Source organism: Agromyces sp. NPDC004153 (genome assembly GCF_053603635.1).
In genome coordinates this window covers 128,462-143,426 of the sequence record NZ_JBSGFY010000002.1, presented here as the reverse complement: position 1 = coordinate 143,426, position 14,965 = coordinate 128,462, and the positions used below count along the sequence as shown (strand labels likewise).

Here is a 14,965-nt window from a genome sequence, read left to right as displayed (position 1 = left end):
ACGAGACGCCGCGTCGGCCCCTCTACCGCGCGCGGCACATCCGGTACCCGCACACGAACGAAAGAACGAACCACGTGGCAAACATCAAGTCGCAGATCAAGCGCATCCGCACCAACCGCAAGGCCGAGGAGCGCAACAAGGCCGTCAAGAGCGAGCTGAAGACCGTCGTCCGCGCCGCCCGCGAGGCGATCGCCGCCGGCGACAAGGAGAAGGCGACCGCCGCCGTGCGCGTCGCGTCGCGCAAGCTCGACAAGGCCGTCTCCAAGGGCGTGATCCACCAGAACCAGGCCGCGAACCGCAAGTCGGCGATCGCGAAGCAGGCCGCCGCGCTCTGACGCACAGGCACTGACGAAGGCCCCGCACGTCGTGCGGGGCCTTCGTCGTTCCGCGGGGCGTTGCCGCAGGACCGCAATCGCCGGAGGGGTGGGGCGGCTCAGGCGAGGTCCCGACCGCGCGCGGAGATGACGCCGATGAGACGTTCGAGCGCGAACACGGGGTCGCGTTCGGCGCCCTTCACCGCGGCATCCGCTGCCGCCAATGAGCTGATGGCGCGCTGGAGGCCCTCGTCGGTCCAGCCGGCGAGGTCGCGACGGGCACGGTCGACCTGCCACGGCGCCAGCCCGAGCGACGATGCGACCTGGGGTCCGCCGCCGCGCACGCCCGAGACGCGCGCCATCGTGCGCACCTTCATCGCGAACGCGGCCACGATCGGCACGGGGTCGGCGCCGCTGTCGAGCGCGTGTCGGAGGGCGGTGAGCGCCTCGCCGTGACGGCCGGCGATGGCGGCGTCGGCGACGGCGAACGCGTTCGTCTCGACGCGCCCGCCGTAGTAGCGCGCGACGACCTGCTCGGTGATCTCGCCGGGGGCATCCGCGATCAGCTGCCGGCAGGCCGCGGAGAGCTCGCCGAGGTCGTCGCTGAAGGCGGCGACGAGCGACCGGAGCGCCCGCGCGTTGATGCTGCGCCCGGCCGCTCGGAACTCGGCCACGACGAAGTCCTGCTTCTCGGTCTCGCGCTTCAGCTCGGCGCACACGATCTCGATGCCGCCGCCGGTGCCCGCCCGGATGGCGTCGAGGAGCTTCTTGCCGCGCTGCCCGCCCGCGTGACGGAGCACGAGGGTCGTGGACTCCGCGGTCTGCTCGAGGTAGTCGAGCGCGTCGAGGAGGAAGTCGTCGCTCGCGCGCTCGACGGCGCCGACGCGGATGAGGCGCGGCTCGCCGAAGAGCGACGGGCTCGCGAGGGTGAGGAGTTCGCCGCGGCGGTAGCCGTCGGCCTCGAGGTCGCTGACCTCGAGCGACGGGTCCTCGGAGCGCAGGAAGTCGCGGAGCATCCCGCTGGCGCGCTCGGCGAGCACCCCCTCGGGCCCGGAGATGAGCACCACCGGAGCGGGACGCACCTCGTTCCATGCGAGCTGCGGAATCGCGACCCTGGTGCGCGGTGCCGCGCCGGATCGCGCCGAGCTCGACCTCGCCGTGCCTGATCGTGCCGCCACCGCACCTCCCGTTCCGCTCAAGTCTACGAGCGGGCACCGACGTCCCCGCGCTCGCACCAGAGGCCGAACCCGCCGTCGCCGTCGGCGGTGAGCGTGCAGGTCCCCGAGCGATCGGTGCGCACGACGGTCGTCCGCGACGCCGCGAGCAGCTCGAGCACCTGCGCCGTCGGATGCCCGTACCCGTTGTCGGCACCGACGCCGATGAGCCCGACCGTCGCGGCGAGCTCCTCGTAGATGCGGTCGCTCTGGTCTGCGGAGCCGTGATGCGCGACCTTCACGACGTCGGCGCGCCCCAACTCGGTCGACCGCAGCAGGCCCGCCTGCGCTTCCTCGCCGAGGTCGCCGAGGAAGACGGCGCGGTAGCCGGATGCCTCGAGGTCCAGCACGACGCTGGCATCGTTGCCCGGCGCGGCACCGGGTCTCGGCCACGCGATCCGCCACGACGCGTCGCCGAGCGTGCCGCGATCGCCGGCGACGACCTCCACGGATTCGGCACCGGCGTCGCCGAGCGGCCCGATGACGCGGTCGGAGCGGTCGCCGTCGAGCGGCCCGTGCAGCACGGTGTCGACGCGGCCGACCACTGCCCGGGCACCGCCGGCGTGGTCGGCGTCCCAGTGGGTGATGACGAGGAGGTCGATCCGGCCGACGCCGAGCACGGCGAGGCAACGGTCGAGGGCGGCGGGATCAGGCCCCGTGTCGATGAGGGCGGTCGCCTCCTCGACGCGCACGAGCATCGCATCGCCCTGCCCCACGTCGCAGGCCGCGAGGTCCCAGTCGCCGGGCCGCGTCGCGCCGACCACGAGCGGTCCGCCGACGGAGATCCCGACCGGCACGGCGAGGCCGACCGCGAGCACCGCGCCGGCCCAGGCCCTGGTGCGTCGTCGGGCCGCGAAGACGACGACGAGGGCGAGGGCTGTGCACGCCGCGAGCAGCACGGCGCCCGGCGCGTCGGGGAGCCACGACAGTCGTCCGCCCGGGAGCGAGGACGTGCCGTGGGCGACGAGCGCGATCCACGTGGCCGGAAACCACGCCACCTGCACGAGGGCGGTGCCCACGGCGGGCAGCACCGGGAGGACGAGGCAGGCGATGAGGCCCACCACCGTCCCGATGGGGGCGGCCGGCGCGGCGAGCAGGTTCGCCGGCACTCCGTAGAGTGCGATCGCCGGGTCGAGCAGCACGAGGATCGGCTGGCAGGCCAGCTGGGCGGCGAGTGGCACGGCGAGCCCGACGGCGAGCGGCACGGGCATCACACGTGCGAGGCGAGCCGCGAGCGGGCCGGCCAGCAGGATCAGCCCGGCGGTGGCCGCAGCCGAGAGGGCGAACCCGTAGTCGCGGGCGAGCCACGGATCGAAGGCGAGCAGGCCGATGACGGCGACGGAGAGGGCGGCGACTCCCCCGCCCGGGCGTCCGGATGCGATGGCGACGAGCACTGCCACGGCCATCGCGCCCGCGCGGACGACGCTCGGCTGGGGCGTGACGAGCACGATGAACCCCGCCAGCGCGAACAGTGCCGCCAGCACGCGGACGGATCGCGAGGCACCGCAGAGCGCCGCGAGCCCGAACGCGGCTGCCGTGACGACCGCGCAGTTCGCGCCCGACACGGCCGTCAGGTGGCTCAACGAGCTCGCGCGCATCGCCTCGTCGAGCTCGGCGCCGACGGAGGTCGTGTCGCCGATGGCGAGGCCCGGGACGAGGGCGGCGCCGTCGCCGTCGAGGCGAGTCGCGGCATCCGCGAGATCGGCGCGTGGGACCACTGCCCACGCGAGCCAGGCCGGCGGCGCGCCCTGGATCACGGCTTCGCCCTCGGGCCGGAGGCGGAAGGCGCTCTGCTCGGCGCCGGGGAGTACGGCGACGCGAGCGGTCATGGCGATGCGGACCCCCAGGGAGAGCTCACGCGCCGGCAGGTCGAGCGTGGTCGTGACGGGGACCGGCGTCACCGCCCGTCCGTCGACCGCGACCACCTGCGCGTCGACCCGCAGCGACGGTGCTCGGCCGGCCTGCGCCCACATCGCGCGCATCGGCCGAGGCGCCGCGACCACCTCGATCACGACGTTCGCGCTCGTGTGCGCCGCGGCGATCGCCGTGAGCGGGGAGTCCGCCCGCCGATCGAGCTGGGCGGCTGCCGATGAGGCAGTGAGCCCTGCTGCGGCGAGCACGACCAACCCGATCGCCGCGACCGGCGTGATGGGCTGACGCCACCGTCCGACGAAGACCATGGCGAGCAGCGCGGCGGCGGCGGCCCAGATCGATCCCGCGACGAGCACCGGGTCGAGACCGGCATCGGATGCCGCGACGGCGCACCAGGCGGTGACCCACGTCCCGACCGCGGGCAGGAGCAGGCGGAGGTCGCCCACTCAGAGCGCGACCTTGTCGGCGAGCCCCGAGTAGACCGCGTCGCCGATGCCGGCCACCTCGAGCAGCTGGTCGACGCTCGTGAATGGGCCGTTCGCCTCGCGCCAGTCGATGATGCGCTGCGCGAGCGCCGGGCCGATGCGCGGCAACGTGTCGAGCGCGGCCAGGTCGGCCGTGTTGAGGTGCACCTTGCCGTCGCCGGCACCCTGCACGCCGCCGGCGGCGGCGACGCCGGCGGCACCCGACCCCGGAGGCGGCGCCTGCCCCACGGCGAGCACGACGAGCTGCTCGCCGTCGACCACGGGTCGCGCGAGGTTCACGCCCGCGGGATCCGCGTCGGCCGTGAAGCCGCCGGCCGCAGCCACAGCGTCGACGACGCGCGCGCCGGGCGCCAACTCGACGAGGCCCGGCGCGGCGACGGCGCCCAGCACGTGCACGAGCAGCGGCGCGGCGTCGGCGCCGGTCGCGACCACGGCGCCGCCGGCTGAAGCACCACGTTCCTCCGACTCCGGGAGGATCGAGCCCTGCGCGCCGCCGCCGCTCGACGCGACCGACAGCAGCGCGGCGATCGCGACGGCGGCCACGAACAGCACCACCGCCGCGCCCACCGCGACGCGTACGCGCGGCGCCGCTCGGCGTGCCCGCGGATCGAGCGCGCCGAGCGGATCGTCGTCAGGAGTCGCGGGCATGCCCGCAGGCTAGGCCGCGACGACGCACCGGCGAGTCGATGAAACGGGCGACGCGAACAGCTCAGCGGCTCACACGGCCTGTCGAGGACGGGTCAGCGACGAGTCAGGGACGTCTCAGCGACGCGTGGCGATGTTCACCAGACGCGGGGCGCGCACGATCACGTTCGCGATCTCCTTCTCGCCGATCGCACGCGCCACGCCCACGGATCCGCGGGCGAGCGCCTCGAGCTCCTCGCCCGAGATCTTCGGCGAGACCTCGAGGCGGTCGCGCACCTTGCCGTCGACCTGCACGATCGCGGTGACCGACTCCTCGACGAGCAGCGCGGGGTCGGCCTTGCGCCACGGCACGAGCGCGACGCTCGGCTGGTACCCGAGCCGCTCCCACATGTCCTCCGCCGTGTACGGGGCGAAGAGGTCGAGGATCATCGCCGTGACCTCCGCGGCCTCTCGCACGGCGGCGTCGCCCGCTCCGGGGCCTGAGTCGATCGCCTTGCGCGTCGCGTTGACGAGCTCCATGAGGCGCGCCACGACGACGTTGAACTTGAACGCCTCGACGAGCGCGGGGGCATCCGCCAGCAGCCGGTGCGTCATGCGACGCAGCGTGAGGTCGCCCGTCTTCCACTCGATGTCGGGGCTCGAGGTGACCTCGCCCGAGATGCGCCAGGCGCGCGCGAGGAACTTCGCCGCGCCGACGGGCGAGACGTCCGCCCAGTCGATGTCGTCTTCAGGCGGTCCGGCGAACGCGAGCGTCACGCGCAGCGCGTCGGCGCCGTGCCTGCCCAGCTCGCTCGCGAACTCGACCAGGTTGCCCTTCGACTTCGACATCTTCGCGCCGTCCATGATCACCATGCCCTGGTTGAGCAGGGAGGTGAACGGCTCGGTGAAGCTCAGGTAGCCGAGGTCGAAGAGCACCTTGGTGATGAAGCGCGAGTACAGCAGGTGCAGGATGGCGTGCTCGACGCCGCCGACGTACTGGTCGACGGGCAGCCACTTCTCGGCCTGGGCGACATCGAACGCCTGGGCGTCGTCGTTCGGGCTGAGGTAGCGCAGGTAGTACCAGGAGCTGTCGACGAACGTGTCCATCGTGTCGGAGTCGCGCCGCGCCGCGCCGCCGCAGTTCGGGCACGCGACGTTCGCCCATTCGTCGGCCGCACCGAGCGGGCTCGCGCCCTTCGGCTTCAGGTCGAGCCCCGCGGCATCGGGCAGCCGCACGGGCAGGTCCTGCTCGGGCACGGGCACCTCGCCGCACTCGTCGCAGTGGATGATCGGGATGGGCGTGCCCCAGTAGCGCTGCCGCGAGATGAGCCAGTCGCGCAGGCGGAAGTTCTTCGCGGCGCGCCCGGTGCCGCGCTGCTCGAGCACCTCGATGATGCGGCGGATCGCGTTCGACTTGGAGAGTCCGTCGAGCGGGCCCGAATTGATGAGGCGGCCCTCGCCCGGGAGCGCGACGCCGGTCGCGGCGGGGTCGAGCTCGGGGAGGTCCTCGGGCAGGATCGGCTCGCCCTCGTCGTCGAGCTGGATCACCGGGATCACGCCCGTGACGGGCGCGTTCGTGTCGACGACGACGCGGACGGGCAGGTCGAACGCGCGCGCGAAATCGAGGTCGCGCTGGTCGTGCGCGGGCACGGCCATGATCGCGCCATGGCCGTAGTCGGCCAGCACGTAGTCGGCGGCCCAGATCGGCAGCCGCTCGCCGTTCACGGGGTTCTCGGCGTAGCGCTCGAGGAACACGCCGGTCTTCGGCCGCTCGGTCGAGAGGCGGTCGATGTCGCTCTCGGCGCGCACCGAGTCGAGGTAGTCCTGGAATCGGGTCTGCACCTCGGCGGATGCCCCGGCCGCGAGCTCGGCCGCGATCTCGGAGTCGGGCGCCACGACCATGAAGGTCGCTCCGTAGAGGGTGTCAGGACGCGTGGTGAACACCGAGACCGGCTCTTCGCGGCCCTCGATGCGGAACTCGACGTCCGCGCCGGCGGAGCGTCCGATCCAGTTGCGCTGCATCGTGACGACCTTCGAGGGCCAGGATCCCTCGAGCTGGTTCAGGTCGTCGAGCAGGCGGTCGGCGTAATCGGTGACGCGGAAGTACCACTGGGTCAGGGACTTCTTCGTGACCACGGCGCCGCAGCGCTCGCAGTGGCCGTCGACGACCTGCTCGTTCGCGAGGACGGTCTGGTCGACCGGGCACCAGTTCACGAGGCCGGCCTTGCGGTAGGCGATGCCCTTCTCGTAGAGCTTCAGGAACAGCCACTGGTTCCAGCGGTAGTACTCGGGGTCGCTCGTGTGCAGCTCGCGGGTCCAGTCGAACGACGGCGCATAGAGGCGGAACGAGCGCTTCTGCTGCTCGATGTTGTCGTACGTCCAGCCGCGCGGGTCGATGCCGCGCTTGATGGCGGCGTTCTCGGCGGGCAGGCCGAACGAGTCCCAGCCGACGGGGTGCAGCACGTCGAAGCCCTGGTGGCGCCAGTAGCGGGCCACGGTGTCGCCGTAGCCGAACGCCTCGGCATGCCCCATGTGCAGGTCGCCCGACGGGTACGGGAACATGTCGAGGATGTACTTGCGCGGCTTCGTCTCACCCGGACGGCCGGCGACGAACGGTGCGAGCTCGTCCCACACGGGAAGCCACTTCGCCTGCAGGGCTGCGAAGTCGTACGCGCCGGCGTCGGCGTTGGCCTGGTCCTGATCGTGTGCCACGTGACTCTCAATCGTGTGTCGCTGCGGTGGGGGGATCCGCACATCTCCGGGCGCGCCGGAACCCGGCACGCACTCGGGAATCCAGCCTACTCACTCGGAGGGCGCCGCCGCCCGCGTTCGCCACGGGCCGACCGGCGGTCGAGCCGCTCAGTCGGTGACGGATGCCGCGCCGAGCACCGCGAGGAGGGCGCGCGCCTTGACCCGCGTCTCCTCGATCTCCTCCTCGGCCACCGACAGGGCGGTGATGCCGCCGCCCGTGCCGATGCTCGCGCCCGCCGGCGTGAGCACGATCGACCGGATGACCATCGCGAGGTCGGCGCTGCCATCGACGCCGAGGTAGCCGAACGCCCCCGAGTACACGCCGCGAGGCCCCTCCTCGAGCTCGTGCAGGATCGTCATGGCACTCCGCTTCGGCGCACCGGTCATCGACCCGGCCGGGAACGCCGACTGCACGACGTCGAGCACGGTGAGCGGATGCCGGATGCGAGCGCGCACGGTCGACACGAGCTGGTGCACGTGGGCGTACTCCTCGACCTCGAGCAGGCTCGGGACGGTGACGGTGCCGAGCTCCGCGATGCGCCCGAGGTCGTTGCGCATGAGATCCACGATCATCAGGTTCTCGGCGCGCTCCTTGTCGCTCTCGAGGAGCTCCCGGCGCAACCGCTCGTCGAGGTCGGGGTCGGTCCCCCGGGGGCGCGTGCCCTTCATGGGCTTGGTCGACACGACGCCGTCGCGGTCGACGTGCAGGAACTGCTCGGGCGATGCGCTCAGCAGCGCGACCTCGCCGAAGCGGACGTAGCCGCCGTGGTGGGTCGGGCTCGAGGCGCGCAGTGCGAGGTACGCGGCCGCGGGGTCGGGCCGCACGTCGACGTCGACGCGGTTCGTGAGGCAGAGCTGGTAGGCGTCGCCGCGCACGATCGCAGCCTGACACTCGGCGATGAGGTGCGCGTAGTGCTCGGGCTCGTGTCGCCAGCGCACGACCGGCGGTCGCCCCGACAGGAGGGGGGCCGACGTCATGGGCTCCTCGTCCAGCTCCGCCAGCGCGGCCGCGAACCCCTCCGCCCACGCCTCGCCGTCGGCGCGGAGGTCGTCCGCGTCGTCCTCGAGCCACGCGAGCCGCACCTCGCGGGCGGCGTGGTCGAACACCACCGCGCGGTCGACGAACAGGAAGGCGGCGTCCGGCGTCTCGGCCGGCGCGATCGGCACGTCGTCGAGGCTCGCGCCGAGCTCGTAGCCGAACCACCCGAACCAGCCGAGCGGGTCGACGTCGCCGGGTGCGTCGACACGGTCGGCCAACCCCTCCGCGAGCACCTCGAACACGGATGCCGCGAGCGTCTCATGTGCGTCGGCTGGACCGGCCGGCGTGCTCGTCGTGACGGTGCCGTGCACGATGTCGGCCGTGACGAAACGGCTGCCCGGATGCGCGGCGGCGAGGACGCTCATGCCCGTTACGGCATCCGTGCCCCCGTCGAGCCACACCGCGTGCGTCGCGTCGGCGAACCGGGCCCGGAACACGAGCTCGGGGTCTCGCCACGCCTCGACCGGGCGGGTGCGGATGCGACGCGGCATCCTCCCAGCCTACGGCGCGCCGGCACGCGGAAGGGGCGGTGCGGTCGCCCGCACCACCCCTCCGGCCGTTGGATCGATCGGTTCTAGCGGAGTGCCTTGTCGCCCTTGAACTCGAGCTCGAGCTTGCCCTTCGCCTTGCCCTTGCTCGTGCCGTTCACCGCCGACTCGGTCTCGGCGAACGTGAGCGTCGAGTGCGCCACCGCGTCCGACATGATGTCGAGCGCGTCCTCGCTCAGGTTGTCGATGTCGTCGCAGGCCTGGTGGTAGCACGGGTCGTACGCGACCCCCGCGGTGCCGCCGTAGCGGTCCGCCTCCTCGGCGGTCTTGATGCCTTCCGCACCGGTGAACAGGCCGCCCGCCGGGATTCCCGCCTCGATGAAGCCGAAGTAGTCGCTCCGGCCGTCGAACTCCGTGGGCTCGGTGAACTGGCCCTGCGACGCGAAGAACTCGGTGAAGACGCCCTCGATGATGTTCGACCCGTTCGGGCCGGCGGTGCCGAACGCGTCGCCGTCGCCGTCGTAGACGAAGTTGGCGTAGTTCGGCGAGCCGACCATGTCGAAGTTCAGGTTCAGCGCGTGGTTCTTGACGTCTCGGGCGCTGAGCTGGGACACGTAGTAGCTCGAGCCGATGAGGCCGTCCTCCTCACCGCTCCAGAACGCGAACCGCACGCGGTTCTCGGGCTGGATGCCGAGCTCGTGCATCTGCAGCGCGACCTCGAGGATCGTCGCCGTCCCCGACCCGTTGTCGTTGATGCCCGGGCCCTCTCGGACCGAGTCCAGGTGACCGCCGACGACCACGGTGCGGTCGACGCGGCCGGCCTTCGTGTCGGCCAGCAGGTTCTCGGTCTGCACCTCGTGGACTTCGGTCTCCATCACGAGATGCAGCACGAGACCCGGCGTGTTCGCCCACTCCTCGCCCTGCGGGAACGACGCGCTCACAACCGGGATGTCGCGCGCGAAGTCGCCGAGCGTGCCGCCGAACAGGTCGGTGCGATCGGCGCCGCCGTTGCCCTGGTTGAAGATCACGACGCCGCTCGCGCCCGCTTGGGCCGCGTTGTCGGCCTTCTCGCCGAACGTGCACGTGCCGCGCTGGATGAGCGCGATGTTGCCTGCGGGGAAGCCGGCGAAGTCGGCGTCCTCGCAGCCGCTCGTCGAGGCGCGATCACCCACGAGGTTGATGTCGACCGCGGTCACGGGCTTGGTGATGTCGCCGGGACCCGTGAAGTCCATCGGGATGTAGTCCTCGTTCACGACGTACGTCGTCGGCGTCGGGGCGGTCTGCTCGAGCGACGAGCTGAGCACGGTGACGCTCTCGTACGAGAACGGCTGCCGCCACGTCGTGTATCCGGCGTCGTCGAGCAGCTCCTCGATGTATTCGAGCGACGCGACGTGTCCGCCGGTGCCGGCAGCGCGGGTACCGCCGTTGGCGTCGGCGATCGCCTGGAACTCATCGAGGTGTGCCATGATCCCGTCCACGGTCACCGCGTCGCGCAGGTCCGAGGTGTCGACGACGGGCGCCGCCTGCGCGGAGCCGGCGACGATGAGGGCTCCGCAGACGGCGGTCGCCGCGACGGCTCCGACGCTGATTCCGGTCTTGGTTCGGTGGTTCACTGGTGCTCCTTCGGGTGGAGGGCGGTGAGACGGCACACGTCGAATGGCGCGTGCCGTTGACGGCGACCGTAGCGCACCGCCCTCGGGCACGGGAAGGCTTTCCCGCCCACCGCGCACGACGCGTGCGCGTGACGCGCGATTCCGCGCGTACCGAGCGATCCGGAGCTCAGGTTCCGCTTCGCATGGCGCCGATCGCCGCCCCGGCCGCGAGCGTGATCGTACGGTCGACGAGCCCTTCGGGCGCACCCGTGTGGGAGATGAGCACGACGGTCCGACCCGTGCGGCCCGCGGCATCCGTGAGGTCACGAAGCAACGCGTCGGCGCGCGCCGGGTCGACGCTCGCGGTGGGCTCGTCGAGCACGAGCACCGGGAAGTCGGCGAGCATCGCCCGCGCGAGCGCGATGCGCTGGGCCTGGCCGCCCGAGACGAGCGCCCCGCGCTCCCCCACCCGCGCATCGAGGCCGCCGCGCCGCTCGACCCACTCACGCAGGCCGACGCGGTCGAGCACGTCGAGGAGGTCGGCGTCGGTCGCGGTGTCGCGGGCGAACAGCAGGTTCTGCCGCACGTCCTCGTCGAACAGCCACGGCCGCTGCTCGACGAGGCCGACGAGGCGTCGCACCGCGGCGGGCTCGAGCTCGGATGCCTCGACGCCGCCGAGCCGGTAGGAACCCTCGTAGGCGAGGAACCGCACGAGCACGTGCGCCAGCGTCGTCTTGCCCGCCCCCGACCCGCCGCGCACGAGGACGCGTTCGCCGGGTGCGATCGCGAGGTCGAGTCCATCGAGCGCCGCCGGGCGTTCGACGGATGCCGCGGCGCCGTCGGTCGCCTCGGGCCACCGCGCGCGGATGTCGCGGAGCTCGATCGCCGGCGCCGGCTCGACCGCGGGCGGCGAGGCGGGCACCTCTTGCGGCACCGGGATCTCCACGGGCACCGTGGCCGGCACCGCGTGCGCGACGCGTGCGGCGCTCGTGCGTGCGAGCCGGAGGGCGCTCGTGGCCAGCGGGATCGCCCCGGCGACCTCGGCGATCGCGAGCGGCACCAGGCAGAGCACCGCGAACGTGGGTCCGTCGATGCGGCCGCCCTCGAGCAGCGGCGCCGCCGCGGCCAGGCTCGCAGCCACGGCGAACCCGCCGATCGCCGACGTGAGGGCGGCTGCCGCGCCCGTCGCGGCGGCGCGGGACCTCGTCGCCCGGGCGAGGCGGGCGCCGATCGCGTCGATCCGGCGCCGTCCGGCCTCGGCGGCGTCGAAGGCGACGAGCACGTCGAGCGCCTGCACGTGCTCGACGATCGCCGCCTGGAGCTCGCCGCGCAGTGGGGCGAGCGTGCGCTCGGCGCGCACGGCTGCGCGGCGCTGCACGAGGAGCGTCAGGCCGATGCCGGCCACGAGGCACGCGAGCACGGCGACGGCGGACTGGGGGGCGAGCAGCGCGACGCCCGTGATGGCGAGCACCAGCACGAGCACGGCGCTGACGAGCGGCTGCACCGCACGGAGCGCGACGTTCTGCAGCTCGTCGACGTCGTCGACGAACCGGGCGAGCAGGTCCCCGCGCCGACTCGAGGCCAGTCCGTCAGGGGCGAGCGGCAGCATCCGCTCGTAGACGCCGGCGCGGATCGCGGCGAGCTGTCTGAAGGATGCATCGTGCCCGACGAGCCGCTCGAGGTACCGGAACACGGCGCGGCCGAGGGCGAACGCGCGCACGCCCACCACGGCGAGCGAGAGGTAGAGCACGGGTGGCTGCTCGGCGGCGCGGGCGATCAGCCACGCGGAGCACGCGAGGAGCGCGACGCTCGACGCGGCCGAGGCGAGGCCGAGGAGCACGGCGAGGGCGAGTCGCCGCGGGGGCGGCACGGCGCTGCGGAGCACGAAGCGGGTGGGATCAGGCATGCACCACCGCCAGGTCGATCGTGCGGTCCGCGGCCTCGGCGAGCGCCGACCGGTGGGTGGTGACGAGCACCACGCGTCCGTCGGCCGCCAGCTCGCGCAGCCGGACGGCGAGGCGCGCCTCGCGCTCGGGGTCCTGCGCCGAGCCCGGCTCGTCGAGGAGCAAGAGGTGCGCGTCCCGCGCGAGCAGTCGGTGGATGGCGCGCGCGGTGGCGACGCGCTGGGCCTGCCCGCCCGACAGGCCGCCGCCGCTCGGGCCGAGGCGCAGCTCCGGCGGGAGGTCGACGCCGGCGAGGTCGAGGGCGCGGGCGAGCAGCGCCGGATCGGCGTGCTCGTCGCCGAGCCGCACGTTGTCGGCCACCGTGCCCGCCACGAGCGCCGGGGCCTGGCCCGCCCACGCGATCGAGGCCCGGTCGCCTGGTGCGAGCGTCCGCCCGTCGAGCCGCACCGCGCCGTCCGCCTCGGCGAACCCGAGCAGCGCGGCGAAGAGGCTCGACTTGCCCGAGCCGCTCTCCCCCGTGATCGCGACGACGTCGCCCGGCCGCGCCTGGAGGTCGAACCCGTCGAGCACGACACGGTCGCCTCGCCGTACACGCAGGTCGCGGATGACGAGGCCGCCCGTGGCATCCGTTCCCGCGCCCGCCCGCTCGGCCGCCGAACCCGCCGAGACCGATCGGGCACCGGCACCGGCACCGGCACCGGCGCCTGACCCGCGCGGCCCCTCCGCCGCGGCGAGCAGGTCGAACGCGTCGGCCGACGCCGTCACGCCCGCCGCCGACGAGTGGAAGGCCGCGCCGACGTTCCGCAGCGGCAGGAACACCTCGGGCGCGAGCACGAGCACGAAGAGCCCGGGCAGCAGCGTCATGTCGCCCCCGACGAGCCGCAGCCCGATCGAGACGGCGACGAGCGCGACCGAGAGGCTCGCCGCGAGCTCGAGGGTGAAGCCGGAGAGGAACGTGATCCGGAGCACCTTCATGGTGCCGCGGCGGTACTCGTCGGTGATGCGGCGGATGCGGGTCGTCTGGCGCTCGGCGCGCCCGAACACGACGAGCGTCGACAGTCCGCCGACCACCTCGAGGAAGCCGCGGGAGAGCGCCGCGAGGCTGTCCCACTGCCGCCGCTGCACCGCGGCCGTCGCCATGCCGATGAGCGCCATGAAGAGCGGGATGAGTGGCAGCACGATCACGAGGATGAGCCCGGAGAGCGGGTCGGCGAGCCACGCCGCCACGATGAAGGCCGGCGTCGCGATCACGGTGAGCACGAGCTGCGGCAGGTACCGCCCGAAGTACTCGTCGAGCGCGTCGAGCCCCGGGCCGAGCAGCGTCGCGATGCGCGCGGTCGGGAATCCCGGCACGCCGCCGGGGCGACCCTCGACCGCGCGCAGCAGTTCGCTCCGCAGCTCCGCCTTGACGCGCGTCGCGCCGGCCGAGCCCACCACGTCCCAGAGCCATGCCGCACCGGCACGGGCGGATGCCGCGACGAGCAGCACGGCGATGAGCGGCCATGCCTGCGGCATCCGCATGCCGTCGATGAGGCCGGCGACGAGCGACGCGAGGGACCACGCGAACGCGATGACCGCCCCGGCCTGCACGACCGCGAGGGCCGCGCCGGCGACGAGGAACCATCGCGCCGCGTGCGAGCGGCGGACGAGTCGGGGATCGAGCGGCTTCACGGGATCAGTGCGCTGCGGCCTCGATCGAGGCGCGCGTGACGCGCTTGCGGAACACCCAGTACGTCCAGCCCTGGTAGGCGAGCACGAGCGGCAGGAACACGACCGCCACCCAGCTCATGACCGTGAGCGTGTACGCCGAGCTCGAGGCGTTCTCGATGGTGAGGCTGTTCGCCGGGTCGTTCGAGGCGGGCATCACGTCGGGGAACAGCGCGGCGAAGAGCGCGAACACGGCCGTCGCGACGGTGACGGCGAGCAGCGTGAACGCGACGCCCTCGGCCCCGCGCAGGTTGGCGAGCCAGCCGCCGATGAGCGCGACCGCAGCGACCCCCGCGAGGATCCAGAACCACGTCGTGCCGAAGGCGAGCCCGGTCCAGAGCAGGAAGGACGCGGCGACGACGATCGTGACGATGCCCGCGCGGGTCGCGAGCCGGCGCGCCCGCTCGCGGATCTCGCCCTCCGTCTTCAGGGAGACGAACACGACCCCGTGGGTGAAGAACAGCAGGAGCGTCGTGAGCCCGCCGAGGAGGGCATAGGGGTTGAGCAGGTCGAGCAGCGTGCCCGTGTAGTTGTGGTCCGCGTCGAGCGGCACCCCCTGCACGATGTTCGCGAACGCGACGCCCCAGAGCAGCGCGGGCACGGCGGAGCCGACGACGATCATGCCGTCGAACCAGCGCTTCCACTTCGACTCGGGCCGCTGGTGCCGGTACTCGAACGACACGCCGCGGGCGATGAGCGCGAGCAGGATGAGCAGGAGCGCGAGGTAGAACCCCGAGAAGAGCGTCGCGTACCACTCGGGGAACGCCGCGAACAGCGACGCGCCCGCCACGATGACCCAGGTCTCGTTGAGGTCCCACACGGGGCCGATCGTGTTGATGAGCACGCGGCGATCGGTGTCGTCCCTGCCGAGGAACGGCAGCGACATGCCGACGCCGAAGTCGAACCCGTCGAGCACGAAGTAGCCCACGAAGAGGAACGCGACGATCCAGAACCAGAGCTGTGCGAGATCCATGT

General features: G+C 73.0%; 10 protein-coding genes. 1 reads left to right on the top strand and 9 read right to left on the bottom strand.

Annotation, left to right across the window (positions count from 1 at the left end; all coding sequences use genetic code 11):
- Nucleotides 1-74 precede the first annotated feature (74 nt).
- Nucleotides 75-335, top strand: coding sequence for a 30S ribosomal protein S20 (gene rpsT / locus ACWEOH_RS14660; RefSeq protein ID WP_129191694.1), 261 nt, complete (start codon nt 75-77; stop codon nt 333-335).
- Between the two features lie 98 nt (nt 336-433).
- On the opposite strand, the gene holA is transcribed toward rpsT, so the two are convergent.
- From holA to cydB, 9 genes are all read right to left on the bottom strand, one after another.
- A complete protein-coding gene (gene holA, locus ACWEOH_RS14655; protein ID WP_452032213.1) occupies nt 434-1,492 on the bottom strand; it encodes a DNA polymerase III subunit delta in 1,059 nt (352 codons plus the stop codon).
- Between the two features lie 23 nt (nt 1,493-1,515).
- Entirely contained in the window at nt 1,516-3,846 is a 2,331-nt protein-coding gene (locus ACWEOH_RS14650) for a ComEC/Rec2 family competence protein (RefSeq protein WP_452032211.1), read from the bottom strand.
- Nucleotides 3,847-4,533: a ComEA family DNA-binding protein gene (locus ACWEOH_RS14645; RefSeq protein ID WP_452032209.1), complete on the bottom strand. Its 687-nt coding sequence runs from the start codon at nt 4,531-4,533 to the stop codon at nt 3,847-3,849.
- 114 nt (nt 4,534-4,647) lie between these two features.
- Nucleotides 4,648-7,221 (bottom strand): leucine--tRNA ligase, encoded by a 2,574-nt coding sequence (gene leuS / locus ACWEOH_RS14640; protein ID WP_452032207.1) that lies wholly within the window; start codon nt 7,219-7,221, stop codon nt 4,648-4,650.
- A gap of 147 nt (nt 7,222-7,368) precedes the next feature.
- Entirely contained in the window at nt 7,369-8,790 is a 1,422-nt protein-coding gene (gene pabB / locus ACWEOH_RS14635) for an aminodeoxychorismate synthase component I (protein ID WP_452032205.1), read from the bottom strand.
- An 83-nt stretch (nt 8,791-8,873) separates the two neighbouring features.
- Complete coding sequence (locus ACWEOH_RS14630; protein WP_452032203.1) at nt 8,874-10,400, bottom strand: M20/M25/M40 family metallo-hydrolase; 1,527 nt, start codon at nt 10,398-10,400, stop codon at nt 8,874-8,876.
- Nucleotides 10,401-10,566: 166 nt separating this feature from the next.
- Nucleotides 10,567-12,285: a thiol reductant ABC exporter subunit CydC gene (cydC, locus tag ACWEOH_RS14625; protein ID WP_452032201.1), complete on the bottom strand. Its 1,719-nt coding sequence runs from the start codon at nt 12,283-12,285 to the stop codon at nt 10,567-10,569.
- Nucleotides 12,278-13,954 (bottom strand): thiol reductant ABC exporter subunit CydD, encoded by a 1,677-nt coding sequence (gene cydD / locus ACWEOH_RS14620; protein WP_452032199.1) that lies wholly within the window; start codon nt 13,952-13,954, stop codon nt 12,278-12,280. Before cydD ends, cydC begins: the two co-directional genes overlap by 8 nt.
- 4 nt (nt 13,955-13,958) lie before the next feature.
- Complete coding sequence (cydB, locus tag ACWEOH_RS14615) at nt 13,959-14,963, bottom strand: cytochrome d ubiquinol oxidase subunit II (protein WP_452032197.1); 1,005 nt, start codon at nt 14,961-14,963, stop codon at nt 13,959-13,961.
- Nucleotides 14,964-14,965: the final 2 nt, after the last annotated feature.